Source organism: Pedobacter sp. AW31-3R (genome assembly GCF_052180285.1).
Lineage (GTDB): Bacteria > Bacteroidota > Bacteroidia > Sphingobacteriales > Sphingobacteriaceae > Pedobacter.
This window is the reverse complement of record NZ_CP197475.1, coordinates 2,076,259-2,097,235: the sequence shown is the minus strand read 5'-3', so window position 1 is coordinate 2,097,235 and position 20,977 is coordinate 2,076,259. Positions and strand designations below refer to the sequence as shown.

Sequence of the window (20,977 nt, the reverse complement as noted above, 5' to 3'; positions counted from 1 at the left end):
ATTTACAAAATACCCAAAAAAACATACGCAGTTGTTTAAACAATAATTGTATGTTTACTTTTTATAGAAAACGATTTAGCTAATAAAAACAGTGATAACTCACCTTTCAAGGTTAATCAAAACGGGAAATTTCAATGGGTATCCTTAAAAGAAACAATGTAATCATCAAGGGCGAAGGTACACCTCCAATGATGTTTGCGCACGGTTTTGGTTGCGATCAGAATATGTGGCGTTACATTACACCAGCATTTGAAGATACCCACAAAATTATCCTATTTGATCATGTTGGAGCAGGTAAATCTGACCTAAAGGCATATGACCCCATAAAATATAAAGAATTGGATGGTTATGCTCAGGATATCAATGAGATTGCCACTGAGTTGAACTTAGAAAATATTATTTTCATAGGCCACTCCGTAAGTGCGATGATGGGCATCATTGCCGCCAATCGGCAACCTCAGCTATTCAAAACATTAATTCTTGTCGCCCCATCCCCTTCTTATATCAATGATGAAGATTATATTGGGGGTTTTAGTAAAAGTGAGATTGATGAATTACTGGAATCCCTGGATACAAATCATATGGGCTGGTCAATGACGATGGCGCCCTTAATTATGTCCAATCCAGACCGAACCGAGCTGTCCGAAGAATTAACAGCTAGTTTCTGCCGTACTGACCCGACAATTGCAAAGCAATTTGCCCGTACGACTTTCCTGAGCGATTGCCGAAATACCCTGAGTTCATGTACCATTCCATCATTGATATTACAATGTTCGAATGACATCATTGCGCCTATTGAAGTTGGGGAGTATATGCATAAGAAAATGGTACACAGTAAGCTTTCGATCCTGGAGGCTACCGGCCATTGTCCCCATTTAAGTGCCCCTGAGGAAACCATATCAGCCATCAAAGCTTACTTGTCATATGTCACCGGATTCCAAAAAGACTAACCATTCAGACCTCGAGAAAGATTTTGAGGATTTTCTCGAACATTCATTATCTGGTTATATTTCTACAAACCCGCGTGGTGAAATCATTAGCGTAAATGCCAGGGTCATAGAATGGCTGGGTTACACGAAAGAAGAATTGACAGGTAAACGCATCACCGGCTTGCTGGCAATGGGCAGCAGAATGTTTTATGAAACCCATTTATCTCCATTGCTGCAGTTAAAAGGATTTTTTGAAGAGGTTTCTGCCGAATTGTTATTGAAAGATGGTACGAAGTTACAGGTTCTCTTAAACGGGTATGTCAGGAATGATGCGCAGATGAAGCCACAATTTATCCGTTTAAATGTATACCGTGCTACAGAAAGGAAAATTTATGAGGAAAATCTGCGTCATGCCATTACTGATGCTGAAGAAACGATTAGGGCAGAACGCGAACAAACGATATTAAGGGAGCAATTTATAGCGGTATTAGGCCATGATTTAAGAAATCCCTTAGGGGCTATCAAATCTGGAACGTCCCTTTTAATGCGTTCAGCGGTGTCTGACCGTGAACAATCCATTCTAGGGATGATGAAGAAAAGCAGCCTGCGTATGGAAGAATTGATCGCTAATGTGATGGATTTCGCCAGGGTTCGATTAGGCGGGGGTATATCCCTGAATTTGCAGGAGGTTTTGATAGAACCTGTTATCCAACAAGTGATAGATGAATTAAAAATTATCTTCCCCGAAAGAGTAGTAACATTAGCTATCAATGTGAAAAACCCAATCAACTGCGATGCTGATCGTCTTTCACAATTGTTGTCAAATCTGGTTGCAAATGCATTTACCCATGGATTGGTACATGAACCCGTGAAAATCATGGCCAAAATTGATTTGGATAATTTCGAACTTGTTGTGTCTAACGGTGGTAAGCCAATCGCTGAAGACGCATTGAAAACATTATTTGAACCTTTTACACGGGAGGCCTCTACACCGAGCGAGCAAGGCTTAGGACTGGGGCTATATATTGCATCTCAAATCGCAAGTGCACACCAGGGTAGTTTAACCGCAACCTCAGATGTCCGTGAAACAAGCTTTATATTTCGTATGCCCCTACTTTAAATAAATTAGTAAACCGTTAAAATTATCCCTGTCGTTAAAATGATTGCACAGTCGCTTATTGAATCGATATATCTTGAATGTAACGCTGAAATGCAATTACTTTGAAAATCTTATTCCGAATTGCAATAAATAAATATCAGGAAAGTTCAGCCTTAAGTTGTAAAGTCTTTCGAATCGCCCACAAAGTGTTAAGTCATATTGTAAAATATCCTAGGCTTCTTCAATCGCGCAATAATTAATGTCATGCTTTTACCGATACCTGTCCCTCAACCAGATAAAAAAGAATCACTCCTGATAACTGTAATATTCAATCCAACTATACAGATCTAAGATCAATTTCCCTACAAAAGTAACAGGATTACTAATGATAGGTTCTTTACCTTCATGAAAAGCAATCAGCTGTTCAGCTCTTTGCAGAGCAGCCTGCTCATCACCAATTTCAGCGATGACTTTCAATACAGCCTCATCCCCATGTTCATAAAGGAAATCTTCATGTCCTTCCCGTTGCCTAATTTCACTTTCAAGTCTGGTGTAAACTTCTTGTCGCCCGATTGGAATTTCAGGATCAACATCACTCAAGTGTAGTAACAGCCAGAGTTCAAACACTTCATTACTATAAGCAATTTTAAACCCTTGCTCAGCAGCAAGTTTAAAGGCAGCCTGAAAACGCGTAATCCTAGTATCATTTAAATCAGCGTCATCCTTATCAAACACCACCCAAACCTCGTCGACCGATCTTTCGCATAATGCCTCTAAACGCTTCTTTTCTGAAATAGCCCGGGTTACGATCCCTAATGGATCAAGCCCTGTACCTACGGCATCCAAATAGAGGGTTTCTTTCGGAATTCTGATCTCGAATCCCTGGAAGTAAACCCGTTCGGTATTCTCGTCTTCGCAAACGATAAGATAAAAATATTTGTACTTCTTAATTCTTAGAGGCCTGTTGATATCATGAGTAATCTCAAAACCTTGAATTTTACCACGCTTAGCCATTTACTGCACGTATTAAATTAGAGAGAGGTCCCAAAACCGGTACAGCGCCGTACCTTCCTTCTATATACCGTTTTTCTTTATCGGTATCTGGTCTCTCCTTGGTTTCAGATCCGTCAACCTCATTCACATAAACAAAATCAGACAGGGAATAAATTTCTGTTGACTCCCAATGGTTTTTTTCAACAAAGTAAATCTGGTCTCTTCTCATTTTCGCATAAGTAAGCAAATTGGTATCATGAGTCGAAAAAATCAACTGTGCATTTTTAGGATTTGTTTCCTTATTCAGGAATAGGTTTATCGTGTCAAGGGTAAGTAAGGGATGCATTTTTGCCTCGATCTCATCAATTATAAGTATTCCACCCAATACTAAAGTCGCTACAGTCGGACCACTTATTTCCAGCGCTTTTACCGAACCACTAGATTCCTTTTCAAAATAGTCCCACTTAACACTACGTTTGGTGGGCTTACCATCTTTATCATATAATCTATGCTCTGCAAATATCTTGTAGTCTGGAGATCCATCATCTTTGCGGGCAGATTCATCTTTAATAGACTTTACATCAATCAATCCCAGCTTCAAACGCTTCAAATGTTTGGTGACCTCCTCTTTAAGCGCATCCCCACCCCATACACTTTCCATTTTCCCTAGAAAGCTGGTACGCATCCCATCCACCACTAGTATTTGTTGGCAAAACTGCAAGATTTTACCAGCAACGTCCACATTTAAAGCATCCAGTGCAGCTAAAAATAAAGCGTTATCCTTAGTCGCTTCAATAGCAGCGTCTATTATCCTGGTATTCCCCTTAAGCGATGAACTAGGATCAATAACATCCTTCTCGCGTTGAAAAACATTTACTTCCCTTCCTGCACCTTTACTAAAAAGCCATTCAGTGAGTATATGCGTATCGTTATAGCTAAATCCGTATCGAAAGCGTACTTCAGCCAGACAAAATACCATCTCAAAAGTAGTTGGCAATTCATCCCATCCTTCTCTTAGCAAAAAAGGATCCTGCCATAGCCTTTGTTTAGATCCTCTGTTTGAGGATCCTTCTATGATATAGATAAACTCTTCCATTGCTTTCAGAAGATTACTTTTGCCGCTACCATTTGCACCATAAAGTGCTACAAGGTTCAATGCCTTATGGCCATCTTTTTCAAAAATATTTTCCAGGTAATCCTTCTGGTTAGTCGCAGGCAATAGACTGAGTACTTGCTTTTCTCCAATTGAACGGTAGTTAGTGGCACTAAATTGAATCAACATATCTATTTTCGTGATTATTATTCAAAAATAAGCAACTTCACTATTAATAACAAGTGCTATTCGTAATAACAGGTGTGATTCATGATTGTTTTCTATATGCTGTTAATATTAAAATTCTCTATGGAATCAGACTTCTCAAATACGCTTCAGCATCCTCTCTTACCGAACCTGAGTCGAGTTACTTTAAGCTAAATTTAAAAAAAAATGCTGTGAGGCCTGTAAAATTCCTCTTCAGCTTAGAGATTAAAATTGATTCTCCAATTAATAACAGATCTTCAAAAGCTGTGACAAGCTGTTGTCACCACAAACGTAATCTTTGATTTAAATCATCAAAATCACTTTGTAAAATGGAAAAACGCACAATTGATCCCTGGAAATGGGGAGAGTACACAAATTCAGCCCAGGCCGTAGAAGTAAAAAATGTAAGCGGTACACTCTACTGCTCAGGCCAGGCCGCCATCGATGCGAACGGGCAACCGAGTGCGGAGGATATGCGTTCGCAATTCATGCAGACCATCGCTAACCTGGAGCAACTGGTGACAGAAGCCGGTTACGAAATGAACAATATCGTCCGCTTAAATGTATTCACGACCTCTACCTCAGAATTCTTTACGTCGTGCGTGGAGGTTTACGCCGGATTCCTGAAACAATATGGTATCCGGCAAGCGACAACCCTTATTGAAGTTAAAGGATTGTACGCAACATTGACCGTAGAGTTGGAAGCTACTGTAGTCAGGTAAGAAAGGAATGCTCAGGAGACACTCTTTTTGCTCTCCTGAGCATTTTTAATTGGAATTTATGGAGAAAGAAAAATTAAGTCTGAATGACCATGCAAAACGTTGAAACCTACTCCCCTGCAAACCAGGCAGAATGGAGAGAATGGCTGGTCAGGAATCACCTGTCGGCATCTTCTGTCTGGCTCGTTTTTTACAAAAAGAAATCCAGGAGGCACAACTTTAGCTGGACTGAAGCAGTCGATGAAGCACTTTGTTTTGGTTGGGTAGATAGCAGGCGAAAACCTGTAGATGATGAAAAATTCATCCAGTTTTTCTGTCAGCGAAAAGCAAACAGTACGTGGTCAAGGATCAACAAGGAGAAAGTGACCGACCTGATCGCAAGGCAACAGATGATGCCTGCAGGTTTAACCTGTATCCATCATGCCAGGCAAAACGGTTCCTGGAATATACTGGACGAGGTCGAAGATCTGCTGGTCCCACCTGATCTTAGGACAGCATTTGAGCAGCAACCCGGCGCCCTGGAATATTATACACGCCTGAGCAATTCGGTTAAAAAGTCACTCTTGCAATGGGTAAAACTTTGCAGTACCGATAAAACACGCCAAAAAAGAATTGCAGAAATCGTAAATTCGGCTAAACTGCAAACCTTACCGGCGACCATAAGGCGGTAAAATGTCTTAATAATTAAAAAAGATGGATATCAGCAAACGCTTTGATCGCATATTACAAATCTTCTTTCTCTTACAGTCAAAAGCCATGGTGACGATCAGCGAGCTGCAGTCCAGGTTTGAAACCAGCAAGCGGACGATTTACAGAGACTTAAAAGCACTGGAAACCGCTGGTGTACCGATCTCCTACCATGATGGTTCCGGGTATTCCATCTCAGAGGGCTTTCGTATCCAGCCTTCCAGATTCACCCAGGAGGAAGTGCTCAGCCTGCTGATTGCAGAAAAAATGATGCAAAAGCACCAAACCAAGTTTATCAAAGAACAGTTTGAATCTGTACTGATCAAAGTGAAAAGTTCCCTGCAGCTTCAGCAGAAGATCGCATTAAAGCATCTTTACGACAAGCTTCAGATCAAGCCTGAATTTGAGTCGGACGATTATCTGCCGGACATTATCAATACCCTGCTCAGCAGTATCTCAGGTCACCAAATCATTAAAATCAGTTATCACAAAAGTAGTGAGAGGGACTATAAAATTCGGGAAGTCGAACCGGTGGGTTTGTATTTCGAACGCGATTTCTGGTATGTACTGGCTTTCTGCCTGCTTCGGTCTGACTACCGGAATTTCAGGCTGGACAGGATCAGGCAAGCGGATATCACAGCGGTTCCCTTCACACGCAAACATCCCGCTATGCAGGAGCTGCGCGAAGGTCTCAACCCTGAAACCACTATCCCGGTAACCATCAGGGCAGACCTGGAATTCGCCCATTTCATGTTCTGGGAACGTGATAGCTATGGGTTCTGTAAAGAAGAAAAAGACAATAATTCCGTTATTATGTATTTCAACTGCGGAATGCATCCCACTGCCTTCGTGCGCTGGTTTTTGAGATTTATCGACTTTGCAGAGATTATAGAACCCGTGTCTTTAAAAACTGAATTAACGGAAATCCTTCATAAAGGCTTAAAAAGAATTGATGGACATACATCCTGATCATCAATGTCGCCCTGCATCCACAAAAAAACCGTCTCCGGTTTTTATCCTGGAGACGGTTTTCTGGCCTTAGGGCTGTCACTTATTTCATCGTCACCTCCACAAGAACAGGGAAATGGTCTGATGGGAATTTAGCATGGTAGGTATCTGTTAAAATACCCCAACGGCTAGCTTCAAACGCTTTAGTTACAAACACATGGTCGATAATCCCGAAACCATCCACATCTTTGCCAAAGGCATTAAAAGAAGAATTGTTTTCATAAGGATGTTCTACCTGTGTATAGGTATCTGTTAAAAAACCTGATTTCGCCAGGGTCTGGTACCATTCACTTTGATGGTCCCCATTCAAATCGCCTGTAAATATCGCAGGTTCATTTCCTGCAATCTCTTTCATCTTGCGCACAATCAGCTTACTGCTTTCTACGCGGGCAACTTTCCCCTCGTGGTCATAATGGGCGTTAAAAAAATAGAATTTCTTACCGGTCCTCAGGTCCTGGAGATACACCCAGGTACAGATCCTGTTGCAGCAGGTGGCATCCCAACCCAAACCAGGCTGGTCAGGTTTTTCTGACAACCAGAAATCACCTTTTTTCAAGAGCTTAAACTTGTCCTTACGGTAAAAAACAGAAGAATGCTCTCCTGCATCTTTACCATCATCACGTCCTAAGCCATAATAACTATATTCCGGAAGGGCCTTACTGATATCCTCCAGTTGGTTTTTAAACCCCTCCTGGATACCAAAAATATCAAATTGGTGGAAACGGATCAGATTGGAAACTACAGGTGCCCTTTGCACCCAAAGGTTCCCTATATCGCCCTTATTGTCATTCCTTAAATTGTAAGTTCCGATAGTCATTTTTTGTGCAAATAGCGATAGCTGTACACACAGAAGAAGCAGGATACTGATACTGTTTTTTTTAATCATGATTTTATTATTTAATGTGAGTATTACCAACCTGGGTTTTGTCCCAGTTTAGGGTTAAGAGATCGGTCAGCTTCAGGAATAGGGTAAAGATAATTTTTATCTTCAAAAACACGGGTCGTTGTCGTTAACCAGGTCAGTTCACCTGAAGTATCATTGCTCAGTCGCTGTGGATTCACCCCGGCAGAAGTCGTTGCCGACACATTGATATAGGTTACACCGGTTACGGTAGTCGCCGGCATGGTTTTATAAAAACAAACATCCATTTTCCCGTCCCCATTCAGGTCCATCGGAACATCCAGTGCAGGAACATAAAAACCGTTCCATACCTTAGTCATCAGCTCTCCGCGTTTCCATCTTACGATATCATCAAAACGAAGGCCTTCCAGGGAAAGTTCAATCCCGCGTTCACGGCGGATCTCCAACAGCGAAGGGTCACTGATTCCGGGGAAATAGTTTTGCTGCAGGTAAACATCTGCCACTGAAGGTTTAGTACTCAACCCACCTGTAATCCCTGCACGCTGGCGTAATGCACCGATAGTCTTTGCCCAGTCAGCATCCGTAAAAGTACCCAGTTCGGCTTTGGCTTCTGCGTAGTTCAATAATACTTCCGCATACCGGAGCAAACAAATAGAGTTAATATTGAGTGTACCCCCATCATATTTCGTATCGTCAAGCGTCCATTTGATTGGCTGATAACCGGTATAGGTATAAGAAAATACTGGCGGGGCAGCTTCTGCCGTTCCACTGTTTATTCTTTTATAATCCCCCATCCTAATCGTCTGTTGCAAACGTTTATCCCTGCCTTTTACCTCTTCCGCAAATGGCATCGTCTGGTAACCTGCCTTGCTGGTAAATGGGGTACCATCGATATTCAGGTAGGTGTTGACAAACGTTCTGGTAAAGCTTAGACGGCTGCCATAGGTAGCACTGGTCCAATACCAGTTGGCATCATTGTAAAGGGCCAGGTTGGCGTCAGCAACATTACTGAGCATAATTTCCGTAGCTACGGGAGCAGTACTGGTAAACAACTGGCGGTAAGACTGCTCCGTCCCACCTGAAGTGTTTAAAGCATATCCCGAGGTAGTCATTACTTTTTCCGCAGCATTTGCGGCTTCTTCCAACCATTTACCGGCAGTTTGCTGCAAATTGCTTTCCGTATGGTATTTTCTGTATGTTCCTTCATACAGACACACCCTCGATTTAAAAGCCAGCGCCACAGCATTGGTGATCAGTGTTTTGGAATTGTCTGTCGTGCGGGTGATGTTGGCAATGGCATAATCAAGATCGGCCAGCACTGAATCCATCACCAAAGTCCTGGAATCCCTGGCACTGTACAATGCCGGATCATCCACTTTAAACGTATGGTTAATCCATGGCACATCCCCATATCTTTTTACCTTCTGAAAGTAAAAGAAAGCCCTGAAAAAGCGGGCCAGTCCCTGGTATTGTAAACGTACCGAGGCGGGAACTTTAGGATTGATATTGTTTTCCAGGAAGAAGTTGATGTTTCTCAGCTTATCCCATTTCCAGCCGTTTGTTCCCTGGTCTATCCGGGAGCTGTACACACCAGCCACTAAAAAATCGGGCGCCTGACTTCTGGCACCATAGTCAGACATTTCATCCCCGCGGTGGGTATCCCCTGCAGTAGGCAAAACATCATAAAAAGAGTTCGCATACAATTCCAATCCCTTTTCACCGCCAAATACGGCGTCCTTCGTTGCGCTATCCTGAGGTACCTGGTCAAGTTTCTTACATCCGGCCAATAGTACTGCACAGAAAGTAAACCATAAACAGAATCTTTTCATATCGTTATCTTATTTTATAATTTTAAATTAGAATGTAGCGGACAAGCCTACACTATAGCTTTTTAATTGTGGATAGTTATTTCCGTTCCCCCCCTGTTCAACATTACCGATACTCTCTACATCAATATCTTTGGTAATCTTATAGAGTGGAGAATAGGTCCAGATGTTCTCACCGGAAAGGTAGACACGTAAATTACTCAGGCCCAGTTTTTTGATCATCAGCGGCGATACGTTATAGCCGATCTGAAGGTTCTTTAAACGGATATAGGCCACATTCTGGATATATTTCGACTGCGATTGCAATTCTCCCGCCCCATTTTGTGCCGTATAACCACGTAACCTTGGGAAGTAAGCATCAGGATTCTCCGGACTCCACATGTTTCCCAATTGCGATACCGGGATTTTATTGTACGGACGGTTATACTGTCCCCAGAACAAAGCATTATCCTGTCCCGGATACCAGTCCATTTTACCTACCCCCTGGAAAAAGCTGCTGAAGAAGAAACCTTTCCATTGCGCACCCAGGGAAATGCCATAAGTATATTTTGGCAAAGAGTTACCGATCACCTTTTTGTCACCCGGATTGTCGATTGTATTGCCACCATCATTAATCACCCCATCGCCGTTCAGGTCCTTAAACTTGATATCCCCAGGCAGTAATTTGCCACTGTTGGATGCTTTAGTCAGCGTTTGTACAGGAGAATTCGCAATATCCTCAGCAGAAGTAAAATAACGGTCGGTCTCATAACCCCAGATCTCCCCGATCTGCTGGCCTTCATAATTGATTGTTTTGCCTGTGCTGTAGTCGATTATTGTTTTTAGCGGATTGTTAAACTTGGTCACTTTGGCTGAATAGTTAGACAAGGTCAGCCTGATATCATAAGAAAATGGTTTCGCGCCGACTTCAAACTGGTCTCTCCAGGAAAGTGTAGCTTCCCAGCCTTTGGTCCTCAGGTCTGCATAGTTACCTTTGGGCACATCGGTACCAAAAACTGCCGGTAATGGCATACCGGTGGTAAACATATCTTTGGTATCCCTGATATACGCATCACCACTAAAGTTCAACCGGTTATTCAGGAAGGCAATATCCAGACCAATGTTCCTGGTTTGTGAAGTTTCCCAGGTTAAGCCATCGGGTAATACGCCTGGCTGGCCAGTGTACTGCGGCCTTACCCCATTCAGCACCCGGTTCGACTGCTGGATCCTGAATTTCTCCTGAAAAGCATAAGAAGCGATGCTACCATTCCCCAATGAACCATAAGAAGCCCTGATCTTCACGTCAGTAATTATATTTTTACTGATTTTCCAGAAAGGTTCCTGACTCAATCTCCAGCCTGCAGAAAAAGAAGGAAAAAAATCATAGCGCTGATTGGAAGGGAATTTTGAAGAGCCATCATAACGGCCATTCGCTTCCAGCAGGTAACGGTCTTTATAGGCATAATTAATTCTGTAAAAACCGCCCAGCACAGCCCATTCGTCATAGCCACCGGCGGTAACAATGGACTGTCCCAAAGCAAGGTTAATATCCGTTGCATCATCAAAGATCAATCCGTTACGGGAAGCCAGTAACCTTTTATACTTACTTTGCTCATAGTTATATCCCGCCAGGAATTTCACATAATGGTCCTTACTCCAGCGCGGCTCAAATTCACCGTAAATGTTAGTCGCCAGATATTGGGTCGTCAGGTCGATCTGCTGAAAATCATTGGTATTGCTACCCACATATTCAATCACCCCTGGTTTTCTGCTGTAAGCCACCGGAACACGCACCCGGGTACTGTCACTGGTGGTCTGCTGGAAAGTAAGATCCCCTTTCACACGGAACTTGTCATCAAAAAACTGGGTAATAAATCCTGAGGTATTCCTTAAGACTTTCTTATCCTGTGTAGCCCCGTTTTTTGCATTGTACATATCACCAACCGTATAGGCTGCAGAAAACGTCAGCGTACCATCCGGATTAAACATTGGCGCCAGCGTATGGCCCTCATCATTGATGTTTCTCCAGATCCCGCCACCTTCACCTACATTCAGGGGACTATAATATTTAATGGACGAATAATCCATATTGTTGTATACTTTCAACCAGGGGTACAGCTGCGCCGATCCCTTTGCACGCATGTTGTACATCTGATAATCATCGGAATTATACCTGAAGATTCCGGTTTGTTTGAATGATCTTCCTGAAATATAGAAATCAGATTTCCCACTGCCACCCGAAAGGGAAAGGTTATGTTCAATCGAGCTGTTATTGTCTTTATACAATTCTTTATACCAGTCGGTATTGCCATAATACACATATTCACCCGCCGCATTCAGCTCTGTTTTTGGCAAACTTGGATCAGCATCATGTAATTTCAGTGCTTCCAGATAAGCAGGAGAGAATTTCAGCGTCTTGTTCACATTCTGCGGAGTTTGTGAATAATCGTTCCAGGCCGACCAGGCTTCATTGAACATACTGGCATATTGATAACCGTTTGTCACCAGGTCGGGTACCGCAGTAGGCTTCTTAATCGACTGTGCCATTGAATAATTGATCGTCGTACGGTCCTTAACCGGATTTTTGGTGGTAATTAACACCACACCAAATGCTGCCCTCGCCCCGTAGATTGCTGCGGAAGCCGCATCCTTCAGCACCGTAACCGTGGCCACATCATTCGGGTTAATCCTGGACGGATCACCTTCCACCCCATCGATCAGGATCAGCGCTGAACCGCCCTGTCCGATAGAGGTTGTTCCCCTCAGGTTATAAGAAGGTGCCTGGTTAGGGCGGCCATCGGCAATCGTGATATTCAAATTGGGAATTACGCCCTGCAGTCCCTGTGACAGGTTAGAGATCGGTCTGTTTTCAAACACCTTTGACGTTACCTGGTCTACCGAACCGGTGGCATTTTCTCTTTTTTGCGTACCATAACCTACGACCAGCACCTCATTCAGTGTTCCTGTTTCAGCTGTTAAGGCAATATTCAAACGGGTAGTCTCCCCTGGTTTAACCACAATCTTGCTTTGGGTATTGCTGGTATAAGAGATAAAACTCACCTGCAGGGTATACGAACCCGGAGCAGCAGAAATGCTATAGGTACCGTCTGTATGACTTTGTATGACTTTATTGAGTTCCACCACGCGGATACTTGCGCCCGGCAATGGCTCCCCTTTTTCATCTACCACTTTACCGCTTATTTTTCCCGGTTCCTGGTTTTTCATCAGGGTGATCACCCCTGGCACATCTTCAGTAAAGGTAAGCTGCGTATCTTTGAGCAATGCCGATAAGATACTCTCGATCTTTTCATCGCTATGGTTTGAAGGGATCACTTTAAAAGATTTCAGGCGTAAAAAAGCCGGGTCGTACGCAAAGTCCACGCCGCTGGACTTCTCCAGCCTTTTAATGGCCGACAACAGGTTTTCTTCCTCAAAGGTTACTTTAACACGTTTATTTAGCACTTGTCCACTGGTATTACCGGCCAGCAGGAGCTGCGTACTGGTCATCATCAGGGTATAAATAAGGAGGGTATAACGCATAATTTTCTGCACTAGCAGTAAATATTTTTTCATTCTGTATTTGGTTTGCAAAGGATGTGGCAACCTGGCTGAAAATTGGCGCAGGTTCCCTATCTTTGACATTGAACAATAAATAATTTGTTTCACACAACAGTTAAGGGTCTCAAGCTACACTGTTGAAATTATCGGGCCGGCCCTGCTTCAGGGCCGGCTTCTTTAGTAAATCACTATACCATCTGCCGTCCTCCTGTAATTGTTGCCCCTCACCGAACAGATCATTTTTATGGTCTGATCTAACGTCCTTTCAGAGCGGATTTGTAAATTGTACCTGTAATTGAGCGATGATGGATTTTCGCTGCTGAGCGTTACGCCATAATATATTTTAACTGTCCTGGCCACCTCTTCAAAATCGGCATCATTCAGATTCGCGACGGCCTTGTACCAGTTGTTATTTTCATTGATCCCGAAATCGGTTTTCTCCCAGCGCTTTTCTTTCTGGTCCAGAACCAGTTTTTTGCCGGGAAGCAATAAGGCCAGTACCTTTTTGGCCTGGGAAACCTGCACCTTTCCTTCACTCACACTCACCTCCACCTTATCATTAGCGGTATTGCTCACTTTAAACTTAGTACCCAGCACCCGGGTGGATAGGGATTGTGCATGCACGATAAAAGGATGGCGACGGTCTTTTGCCACCTCAAAAAAAGCATTCCCTTTTTCCAGGAAAACATCACGGTTGGGTAAAGTGCCAAAACGGCTGGAGATCCTCAGGCTACTGGAAGGATTAAGGTGGACAATGGAATGGTCCTGCAGCGTCAGCCTCTTGCTTTCGGCAGCAGTAGTGGTATAGGTGGTAAACTGTTCTGTTTTTTCCGTCAGACCTGCAGGCTTCTGTTCCTTTTTGAAAAAGAAAAAGGCGGGAACCAGCAAGGTAAGGATGGCAGCATACCGATAAATGCGGCGCCAGTGTATTCCTGTTGTTTTTTGTTCCTCCCTCTCCACAGGCATCACTACCGTTTTGATGTCCTGCTTAATTCTTTCTGCGTGGGCAGCGGAGGAAAATCCGGTAAACTCATCCTCTTCATAGCTCTCATACCATCTTTCCAGCAAGAGCTTCTCCTGAGGGGAGAGCGTATTTTCTTCGTAACGTTTTAATAAATCTTTGAACTGATCTGCTTCCAAAATGCTTAACCTTTTTAAACAAGTAGCAGCTGGGGGCTGTATTTACTTATAGAAATTGTTAAGTGTTTGTTAACTAATCGTGAAGTATTTTAAACAGCAAAATCAGGACAGAGACTACCCAATCCGGATATTTGGCACCTAATTTTATCCTGATTCTCCTTAAAGCTTCGGAAAGGTGGTTGGATACTGTTTGTTCTTTGAGGTTGAGTTGCCGGGCAATTTCTGAGGTAGAATGTTTGGCGGCTTTTAACAGGTAAGCTTCTTTCATCTTATCGGGCAGCAATTCAATTTCAGCGGCAATCAGTTGCTCCAGCTCATAATAACCTTCCAGGTCATTGATCGTGGAACTTGAGCTGAAACGCAGTAGTGTTTGCTCCATGAGATTGCTTTTGGCCTTTTCTGAGCGGAAATAGCTGAATATCTGGAATTTTACTGCCGCACGGAGGTAATGGGAAAATGCCGTTTCGATAGTCAGTGTCTCACGCCTTTGCCAGATATCGATAAATACGTTTTGCACCATATCTTTAGCCAGGTCTTCGTCATTGATACGCTTATAGGCCTGGATGTAGAGGTCTTCCCAGTAAATGTCGTACAATTGGGAATAGGCTTCGGCATCACCAAGTTTTAGACGGGTTACCAGTGTTGTGTCGTTGATCCCTAAGTGAAGCATGCCCAAAAGTAGGGTGCTGATGTAAACAAATGATTAAGAAACTATAAATTGCTTATACGTTTTAGCTCAATAAAAACGAGGCTTTAGGATAACCGGTACTGGACTAATCAGTCACCGATTACCCTAAAGCCCTCTATTTTGTTGACTATCGGAAGAGCTTCCACTCTTCCGTTTGCAGGTGATAACTTACCAGTTTGATATGGAGTTACGCACCTTTCCTGGCCAATTCAACCATCTGTACCACTTCTTCAGCAGCAGCCTCATTTTTCCCCTCAAAACCTGATATCTTAAAACGAATGTTGCCATTCCCATCGATAATAAATTTCGCAGGTATTCCATCTACTTTAAATGCATCAGACGCCAGACTCCGTTTGGTAGATGGATCTACAGGATCCATATATAAATCGAACTTATAATTCCTTTTGCTTAGAAAATTTTTAGCAGCGGACAGCGGATCTTTAACACTTTCCCAGCAATCGATAAAAAGGAACTTAACGTCAGGATTATTCGCGTATCTATTGACAGCCATTTGCATTGCCGGGAACGATTCTACGCAAGGGCCACACCAGGTAGCCCAGAAATCCAATACCAACGTCTTGCCTTTAAAATCTGCCAGAGAAACTTTTTTGCCATTCACATCTGTCAAGGTAAATTCTGGTGCAGCTTCGTTGATGATTAGTTTTGAAGCATGTGTTTTGATCTTTTCAATGAAAACGTTTTGCAATCCGGCCACATAAGCGTCAACATCCTTACCCGGATTTAATTTTTCATAACCAATTTTTACCTGGTCAATATATTTCTGTTCGAACTTACCCTCCTTTACCGCATTGGATAAAACAGGCAAAGCTTCCTCATATTTACCATTTAAGCTTGACAGGAACGCATAATTTTCTATGAGCTCCCCATCCCTATCTTCGATATTGTCATAGGCTTCTTTGGTGTATGTATAGGCCTCCTCATTTTTACCTGCCTTGAAAAGTAACTTACCATAGGTATTGATATAATCGTCATAAGCAGCTTTTGGATCCACCTTCAAGGGTTTGATCAAAGTGGTCTGGCCTTTTATTTTCTTTGCCTCGTCCAATTTACCGGTAGCAAGCTCCAGGGCTGCGGCATTGTCAATTGCTGCCATAAGGTCAATTGCCATGGTCAGTGCCCTTACCTTAAATACAGGATCTTTCATCGAATTGGTATACTTCAGGACTTTAGCCGCATCAGGAACTTCAGCATACGCACTGGACAACAGACTTTTCTCCATATCCAGGTTTACATTCGGATATTCTTTAATCATAGATCCGAGCAGGGCTTCCATTTCCGGAATCTCTTGTACCTTAAGAAAGGAAGTCATTCTCAGCATTCTTGCGTTCTGACTCTGCGGATATTTTTTAAGCAGAATTTTAGCCACGGCTTCCTTTTTCACTGCATTTTTATGGTAGTACTGAATTAACAATTCCAGGTCATCTACCGTCCCGCTTTTCAGGGTGCTTATCTTCTGTTGAAGAACCGCCTGGTTCTTTTCATTTTTTAACGCGTCTAACTTTGGGTTAGTGGCCTCCTCTTCTCTTTGTTGTGCCATGATACTTAAAGAAGTAAGCATCAAAATGGCCAGAATTATTTTTTTCATTTAATGTTGATTTTAATACCTTTTTTAGAAAAACTTATTTATACCTCATCCTTAATAAATTTTGCAAGCATGGCTACAGGAACGACAACAGTAGCTGTCCTGCTTCGCCTGGCGATGTTAATCCCATAAAACTTGCCTGCGCTGTCAAATACCGGACCTCCGCATTCATCCGCCCTAATCGCTGCATCATGAACAAGTACATTTTTAAAACCATCAGAACGTGCGCTTCGTCCTCCGGCATATTCAAATGAAACATGCCTGACCGTAGGTTGTGCTTCAAGAAACAAGTTAAATTGCATCGGGCTCGCCTCTCTGAGGATATCTACAGCAATCGAATCACCTGCGATATACTTCTCAAATTCATGGTTATATTCCGCTGCCGTATTCACTTCAATCCCATTGATTTTGGTTACCCGGTCCTTCACTTTAAGAAATGAAGCTGCTTCGCTGCCCTTGCCAATCCTGCTGAGCGTTATTTTCCCATCCTGTTCAACAGCACTTGCTCCCAGATACCCTCTACTCGTGTTCAATGGCATATCGGTATAAGTCGCGCTTAATACACCAACTTTAATCGAATCTTCCGGCAAGGTGGAAACCAGGATGGTACCCAGGTCCTTTTGTTGGAGAGCCGGATTTTCTGCGGTAGCTTTTAGCCTGATCCCCCCCCCTAATTCCCCGGCAACTTTTAACAAAACAAGATCATTATCCCTGTCTCTCTTCATCACCTGGACAGGAACCGTATCATCACCCATTTTAAGGGTTGCATTGTTTCCAACCATCGAACTTTTACTGATGACAAATACAGCACCGCCAAAATTGATTAAAGTACCAAGGATAGACAGCTGCTGCAGACCATGAGAACTTTTCAGCACCACCACACTCTTTTTATAGGTAGCTGATTTTCCGACCAGCTCTTCCAGCGCAGGAACAGTTTCCATTGCTATTGGAGAGGCCAGAGCGGGCAAATTATCTGCTGGCGGAAGTTCTGTATAATCTTTCGCCAGGTTAAGTGCGGTCCAGTATTTTAAAAAGTGATCAGCCGGAACATCATAATTCTGATTTTCTTTTTCCCTGATCCAACTATGAACGCCAACGACTCTACCAAGCACATCAAATAAGGGACCTCCCGAATCGCCGGGTTCCATTTTGGCCGATGATTCTATGAACCCATCCGTCAAATCGACATCAGCGATCCTACCAAAACGCACATTTGGTATTTGCTTAAAGAAGGCTCCGGGATAAGAAATGCTAATCACCGGTTGATTCAGCTTTAATTCAGTACTGGGTGCCATCTTGGCGAACGGCCATCTGCCGGGCTTCAGGATTTTAACCATTGCCATATCATAATCAGTCCCTCTATCCTGAATACCGATGTGACCTAAGCCTACAGCAATGTGTTTGTTGCCATCCGGAAAGGAAATTTGGTAAACCTGGCCTGGCATAGCCGCATGAGATACCGTCAGGATGTGTCCTTCTGCTGACACCACCACACCCGTAAACCCATTCGCTTCATCCACCCCCTCCTGCACCTTATTCTTCAGTGTATCCCATTCAATGATATAAACACTGGTTAACATGGCCTTCTCAACGCAACCGGCAATCATCTTTTCAATAGATTTAGCTGCGGATTTATGCTGGCTGTAGCCATTTACAGAGGCAAAGAAAAACAAGCCAAGTATACTCAGTTTTAAATTATTCATTCTTTTATCTTCTATTTGGCTGTCATCAACCGTTCGATCTGTTCTGCCAGGTCCTCCCCCCTAAGATTTCTTTCCAGCACTACTCCATTTGGATCCAGCAGCCAGTTTTGCGGAATAGCGTCAACACCGTATAAGATTGCAGCCCCATTCTTATCTGCTTTAAGATCACTCACCTGTGTCCATGGCATCCCATCTTCTTTGATTGCTTTCATCCATGCCTTCCTGTCGCCATCAATCGAAACACCAATCACCTCAAATCCCTTGTCTTTAAGCTTCTGGTAAGCCTTCAGGACATTTGGATTTTCTGCGCGACAGGGACCGCACCAGCTCGCCCAAAAATCGACCAGAACATATTTTCCCCTCAGGGAAGACAACTTCACAGGATTTCCGGTGGTATCATTCTGAATGAAATCCGGAGCTGGCTTACCAATACTGGTCAGCTTAGACGTGGCAAGTATTTTTGCCCATCGTTTTCCCTCGGGACTGTTCTTTACCTGATTCGACAAAGCATTAAAAAGAGGTTCCAGTTTTCTGTCATCAGCACTGCCGCCCATATATTCATCGAGCATGGCCAAAACAATGGGAGAATTTGGGTTTTTATAAATGTAATTGGGATAAACATCGCTCATCATCCTTGCAAAAATGGAGTCTCCCTCAGCAATCAGTGCTTCCTGGGCCGCCTCATCTTTTGCTTTGATGGCAGCAGCATGTTTTCTGTCCACTTCATCCATTTTCAGATAGTATGACCTTAAGGAGGTCCTGACTTTATTGTATTCCAGGTTTGCCGCTGATCCTGCAGCCATCACGTCGCTCATAGATTTGTTGTGGGTAACAGTCAGCCTGGCTGCGGGGGCGATAAAAATCTTGACATCCCCACCGTAAGGTCTTGTGCCAATATTCAGCATCACCTGCTTGTCTACATTGCCTTTCAACGTATAGGTTCCATTCATCACCTTCGTAGAATCCATTACAATGTCTGCGTCTTTAATATAATAGCTGTACACCAAACGTCCGTTCTCCAGGGAACCATTTAACTTGCCCTGAACTTGAAATGTTTTGTCTTGTGCTACAGCTCCCGTTAGATACAGGCAGCATAGCGATAGTGTGATTATTTTTTTCATTTTATATGGATACTGAATTCTCTTTCTGTCGGTGGAAGACACATCTTATCATTACAGGCCATGTACTCCACTTTACCTTTAACCGTAACATTTTTCCCTTTCAGTTTCACCTTTTGCCGGAAGATCGCAGTGCTTTCGAAATAACCTATTTCCATAAAAAACACAGGCTCAAACATCGTAATCGGTTTCGGTTCAATAGTTTTACCTATCAGATCAAAAACTTTTGATGATTGAAAAGAGAATGCTGTTGGCGTTGGCCCTCCTGTCCGGGCAACCTGCGAATACAAATGCCAGCCTTTGTCGATGGTCGCCTTAATGAAAACAGTTGCGGTAGAAGCACTGGTTCTTTTTACTGAATAACTCCATTTAACCGGTTCTAATATTTGGCTGTAGGCGCTTACAGTGAAAAGCACAGCAATACAGCATAAGAATATGATCTTTCTCATTATATATTACGCGCTTTTATGATTTCAACCATGGCTTTCAGCTTGTAGTATTCTCTGTCTGTAGAACCTGCATACCCCACACCGTAGAATCTGATGTTACCCATCGGATCAAAGACAATCTTAGTAGGGGTTGCCTGAATATCATAAGCCTCGTTTGGCTCGTCCTGTAAAACATCCAGGCTAATGCCTTTTTTCGCTACGAAACTTTTAACGGTTTTCTGCTCTTCAAACAGGTTGATGACAAAGAGTTGGAAAGGATCATTTTTATAATCTGCGACAACCTTTTCAAATCCGGCAAATGCCGCAACGCATGGCGTACATCCTGTCGTCCAGAAATCAATCACCAGGATCTTTCCTTTATAGTCGGCAAAGTTTACGGTTTTGCCATTCATGTTTGGCAAGGATACATTTTTGGCGTGCTGTTTAGCAGTCAAAATGGTAATCATTTCCCCTTTACCATCTGTATTTGGGTCGGGTATAGATCCCTGAAAAGGGATTTTACTATCAGCGATATATAATTTTTCAACTTCTTTATAATACTTTTGATAAGCTTCATCCTGCAAAGATTTGACGAGCTGATCCAGCCCCTCTTCATTGTCTTTCACTTTTTTGTAAACTTCCCTCAGGGTTGCCACCAATTTAGGATTGGAATCAGCAGTTCTCACTGCTTCCATGAGTAAATCCAAAGCTTTCTTATCCTGACCAGCGGCAGCCAGGACAATTCCATAACGGTTCAGATAATTGGATTTCGAGTCTTTAAAATACTTTCCCTCCCTCATGCCTTTGATTGTTGAAGACCGCTCTATATTTTTCATAGCCAGCTCCACATTACCCAATTTAGCGTTGGCCATTGCATTGACTTCCAATAAGACCTGCATTCTATCCTTGGTCAGCTCGTCGGTGGTTTTAGCCTTATCCAGCATATCCAAATATTCGCCTGAAACTTGTTCAACTATCTTCAGGTTCTTGCTGTCCTCTACCAGGTATTCCAGCGCATAAGTGAAATCAACCAAATTGATGAATGAGAATTCGAGATTATTTTTGGTATAGTATTTATATCTTTCCAGGTTTCCCTTTGCAAGCCAAGCGGTTGCCAGGGAGCCACGGTAATCATTATATTGGGCAGGTTTGGACTTATCTTCAGGCTTTTCCTGAAGCATTTGATTGTAGTATTTCTCTTTATCTTCGACCTTAACAATCAGGTTAAAATCATTATAGTTATATTTTTCGGGCATAACCTGCTGAGCCCATGCTGAACTCGAGATCAGCAGGAATAAAATTATCTTCTTCATTGCAATATGTTTTTATAGTTATCT

At 42.9% G+C, this 20,977-nt stretch carries 17 protein-coding genes; 5 read left to right on the top strand and 12 right to left on the bottom strand.

Features of this window, described 5'->3' with window-relative positions; translation table 11 throughout:
* Positions 1-134: 134 nt before the first annotated feature.
* Positions 135-950: an alpha/beta fold hydrolase gene (locus ACSBL2_RS08480; RefSeq protein WP_442591255.1), complete on the top strand. Its 816-nt coding sequence runs from the start codon at positions 135-137 to the stop codon at positions 948-950.
* Positions 925-2,049, top strand: a complete 1,125-nt coding sequence (locus ACSBL2_RS08475) for an ATP-binding protein (RefSeq protein WP_442591254.1) — start codon at positions 925-927, stop codon at positions 2,047-2,049. The genes ACSBL2_RS08480 and ACSBL2_RS08475 overlap by 26 nt, the downstream gene beginning before the upstream one ends.
* Before the next feature lie 285 nt (positions 2,050-2,334).
* On the opposite strand, the gene ACSBL2_RS08470 is transcribed toward ACSBL2_RS08475, so the two are convergent.
* Complete coding sequence (locus ACSBL2_RS08470; RefSeq protein WP_442591253.1) at positions 2,335-3,042, bottom strand: RloB family protein; 708 nt, start codon at positions 3,040-3,042, stop codon at positions 2,335-2,337.
* Entirely contained in the window at positions 3,035-4,303 is a 1,269-nt protein-coding gene (locus ACSBL2_RS08465) for an AAA family ATPase (protein ID WP_442591252.1), read from the bottom strand. The genes ACSBL2_RS08470 and ACSBL2_RS08465 overlap by 8 nt, the downstream gene beginning before the upstream one ends.
* Positions 4,304-4,650: 347 nt before the next feature.
* Here ACSBL2_RS08465 and ACSBL2_RS08460 point away from each other — a divergent pair, with 347 nt between their 5' ends.
* The 3 genes from ACSBL2_RS08460 to ACSBL2_RS08450 all read left to right on the top strand — a co-directional run bounded on the left by ACSBL2_RS08460 (position 4,651) and on the right by ACSBL2_RS08450 (position 6,696).
* The gene (locus ACSBL2_RS08460; protein ID WP_442591251.1) at positions 4,651-5,043 is read left to right on the top strand and encodes a RidA family protein; all 393 of its coding nucleotides are present in this window, start codon (positions 4,651-4,653) and stop codon (positions 5,041-5,043) included.
* An 89-nt stretch (positions 5,044-5,132) separates the two neighbouring features.
* Positions 5,133-5,711, top strand: a complete 579-nt coding sequence (locus ACSBL2_RS08455) for a YdeI/OmpD-associated family protein (protein ID WP_442591250.1) — start codon at positions 5,133-5,135, stop codon at positions 5,709-5,711.
* A 22-nt stretch (positions 5,712-5,733) separates the two neighbouring features.
* On the top strand, positions 5,734-6,696 hold the full coding sequence (locus tag ACSBL2_RS08450; RefSeq protein ID WP_442591249.1) for a helix-turn-helix transcriptional regulator: 963 nt from the start codon (positions 5,734-5,736) through the stop codon (positions 6,694-6,696).
* Between the two features lie 82 nt (positions 6,697-6,778).
* On the opposite strand, the gene ACSBL2_RS08445 is transcribed toward ACSBL2_RS08450, so the two are convergent.
* From ACSBL2_RS08445 to ACSBL2_RS08400, 10 genes are all read right to left on the bottom strand, one after another.
* Positions 6,779-7,621: an endonuclease/exonuclease/phosphatase family protein gene (locus ACSBL2_RS08445; protein WP_442591248.1), complete on the bottom strand. Its 843-nt coding sequence runs from the start codon at positions 7,619-7,621 to the stop codon at positions 6,779-6,781.
* A 23-nt stretch (positions 7,622-7,644) separates the two neighbouring features.
* The gene (locus tag ACSBL2_RS08440; RefSeq protein WP_442591247.1) at positions 7,645-9,426 is read right to left on the bottom strand and encodes a RagB/SusD family nutrient uptake outer membrane protein; all 1,782 of its coding nucleotides are present in this window, start codon (positions 9,424-9,426) and stop codon (positions 7,645-7,647) included.
* 27 nt (positions 9,427-9,453) lie between these two features.
* Complete coding sequence (locus ACSBL2_RS08435) at positions 9,454-12,975, bottom strand: SusC/RagA family TonB-linked outer membrane protein (RefSeq protein WP_442591246.1); 3,522 nt, start codon at positions 12,973-12,975, stop codon at positions 9,454-9,456.
* A 162-nt stretch (positions 12,976-13,137) separates the two neighbouring features.
* A complete protein-coding gene (locus ACSBL2_RS08430) occupies positions 13,138-14,100 on the bottom strand; it encodes a FecR family protein (RefSeq protein WP_442591245.1) in 963 nt (320 codons plus the stop codon).
* Positions 14,101-14,173: 73 nt separating this feature from the next.
* Positions 14,174-14,770, bottom strand: a complete 597-nt coding sequence (locus ACSBL2_RS08425) for an RNA polymerase sigma factor (protein WP_442591244.1) — start codon at positions 14,768-14,770, stop codon at positions 14,174-14,176.
* Positions 14,771-14,975: 205 nt separating this feature from the next.
* A complete protein-coding gene (locus ACSBL2_RS08420) occupies positions 14,976-16,394 on the bottom strand; it encodes a redoxin family protein (RefSeq protein WP_442591243.1) in 1,419 nt (472 codons plus the stop codon).
* A gap of 38 nt (positions 16,395-16,432) precedes the next feature.
* A complete protein-coding gene (locus ACSBL2_RS08415; protein WP_442591242.1) occupies positions 16,433-18,094 on the bottom strand; it encodes a trypsin-like peptidase domain-containing protein in 1,662 nt (553 codons plus the stop codon).
* A gap of 11 nt (positions 18,095-18,105) precedes the next feature.
* Positions 18,106-19,215 (bottom strand): redoxin domain-containing protein, encoded by a 1,110-nt coding sequence (locus ACSBL2_RS08410; protein ID WP_442591241.1) that lies wholly within the window; start codon positions 19,213-19,215, stop codon positions 18,106-18,108.
* A complete protein-coding gene (locus tag ACSBL2_RS08405; RefSeq protein ID WP_442591240.1) occupies positions 19,212-19,661 on the bottom strand; it encodes a protein-disulfide reductase DsbD domain-containing protein in 450 nt (149 codons plus the stop codon). Before ACSBL2_RS08405 ends, ACSBL2_RS08410 begins: the two co-directional genes overlap by 4 nt.
* On the bottom strand, positions 19,661-20,953 hold the full coding sequence (locus tag ACSBL2_RS08400; RefSeq protein WP_442591239.1) for a redoxin domain-containing protein: 1,293 nt from the start codon (positions 20,951-20,953) through the stop codon (positions 19,661-19,663). Before ACSBL2_RS08400 ends, ACSBL2_RS08405 begins: the two co-directional genes overlap by 1 nt.
* Between the last annotated feature and the right edge of the window lie 24 nt (positions 20,954-20,977).

Excerpts from the sequence above, each read along its gene's own strand:
- ACSBL2_RS08480 (WP_442591255.1), top strand. The coding sequence starts at position 135 with ATGGGTATCCTTAAAAGAAACAATGTAATCATCAAGGGCGAAGGTACA.
- ACSBL2_RS08475 (WP_442591254.1), top strand. The coding sequence starts at position 925 with ATGTCACCGGATTCCAAAAAGACTAACCATTCAGACCTCGAGAAAGAT.
- ACSBL2_RS08470 (WP_442591253.1), bottom strand. The coding sequence starts at position 3,042 with ATGGCTAAGCGTGGTAAAATTCAAGGTTTTGAGATTACTCATGATATC.
- ACSBL2_RS08465 (WP_442591252.1), bottom strand. The coding sequence starts at position 4,303 with ATGTTGATTCAATTTAGTGCCACTAACTACCGTTCAATTGGAGAAAAG.
- ACSBL2_RS08460 (WP_442591251.1), top strand. The coding sequence starts at position 4,651 with ATGGAAAAACGCACAATTGATCCCTGGAAATGGGGAGAGTACACAAAT.
- ACSBL2_RS08455 (WP_442591250.1), top strand. The coding sequence starts at position 5,133 with ATGCAAAACGTTGAAACCTACTCCCCTGCAAACCAGGCAGAATGGAGA.
- ACSBL2_RS08450 (WP_442591249.1), top strand. The coding sequence starts at position 5,734 with ATGGATATCAGCAAACGCTTTGATCGCATATTACAAATCTTCTTTCTC.
- ACSBL2_RS08445 (WP_442591248.1), bottom strand. The coding sequence starts at position 7,621 with ATGATTAAAAAAAACAGTATCAGTATCCTGCTTCTTCTGTGTGTACAG.
- ACSBL2_RS08440 (WP_442591247.1), bottom strand. The coding sequence starts at position 9,426 with ATGAAAAGATTCTGTTTATGGTTTACTTTCTGTGCAGTACTATTGGCC.
- ACSBL2_RS08435 (WP_442591246.1), bottom strand. The coding sequence starts at position 12,975 with ATGAAAAAATATTTACTGCTAGTGCAGAAAATTATGCGTTATACCCTC.
- ACSBL2_RS08425 (WP_442591244.1), bottom strand. The coding sequence starts at position 14,770 with ATGCTTCACTTAGGGATCAACGACACAACACTGGTAACCCGTCTAAAA.
- ACSBL2_RS08420 (WP_442591243.1), bottom strand. The coding sequence starts at position 16,394 with ATGAAAAAAATAATTCTGGCCATTTTGATGCTTACTTCTTTAAGTATC.
- ACSBL2_RS08415 (WP_442591242.1), bottom strand. The coding sequence starts at position 18,094 with ATGAATAATTTAAAACTGAGTATACTTGGCTTGTTTTTCTTTGCCTCT.
- ACSBL2_RS08410 (WP_442591241.1), bottom strand. The coding sequence starts at position 19,215 with ATGAAAAAAATAATCACACTATCGCTATGCTGCCTGTATCTAACGGGA.
- ACSBL2_RS08405 (WP_442591240.1), bottom strand. The coding sequence starts at position 19,661 with ATGAGAAAGATCATATTCTTATGCTGTATTGCTGTGCTTTTCACTGTA.
- ACSBL2_RS08400 (WP_442591239.1), bottom strand. The coding sequence starts at position 20,953 with ATGAAGAAGATAATTTTATTCCTGCTGATCTCGAGTTCAGCATGGGCT.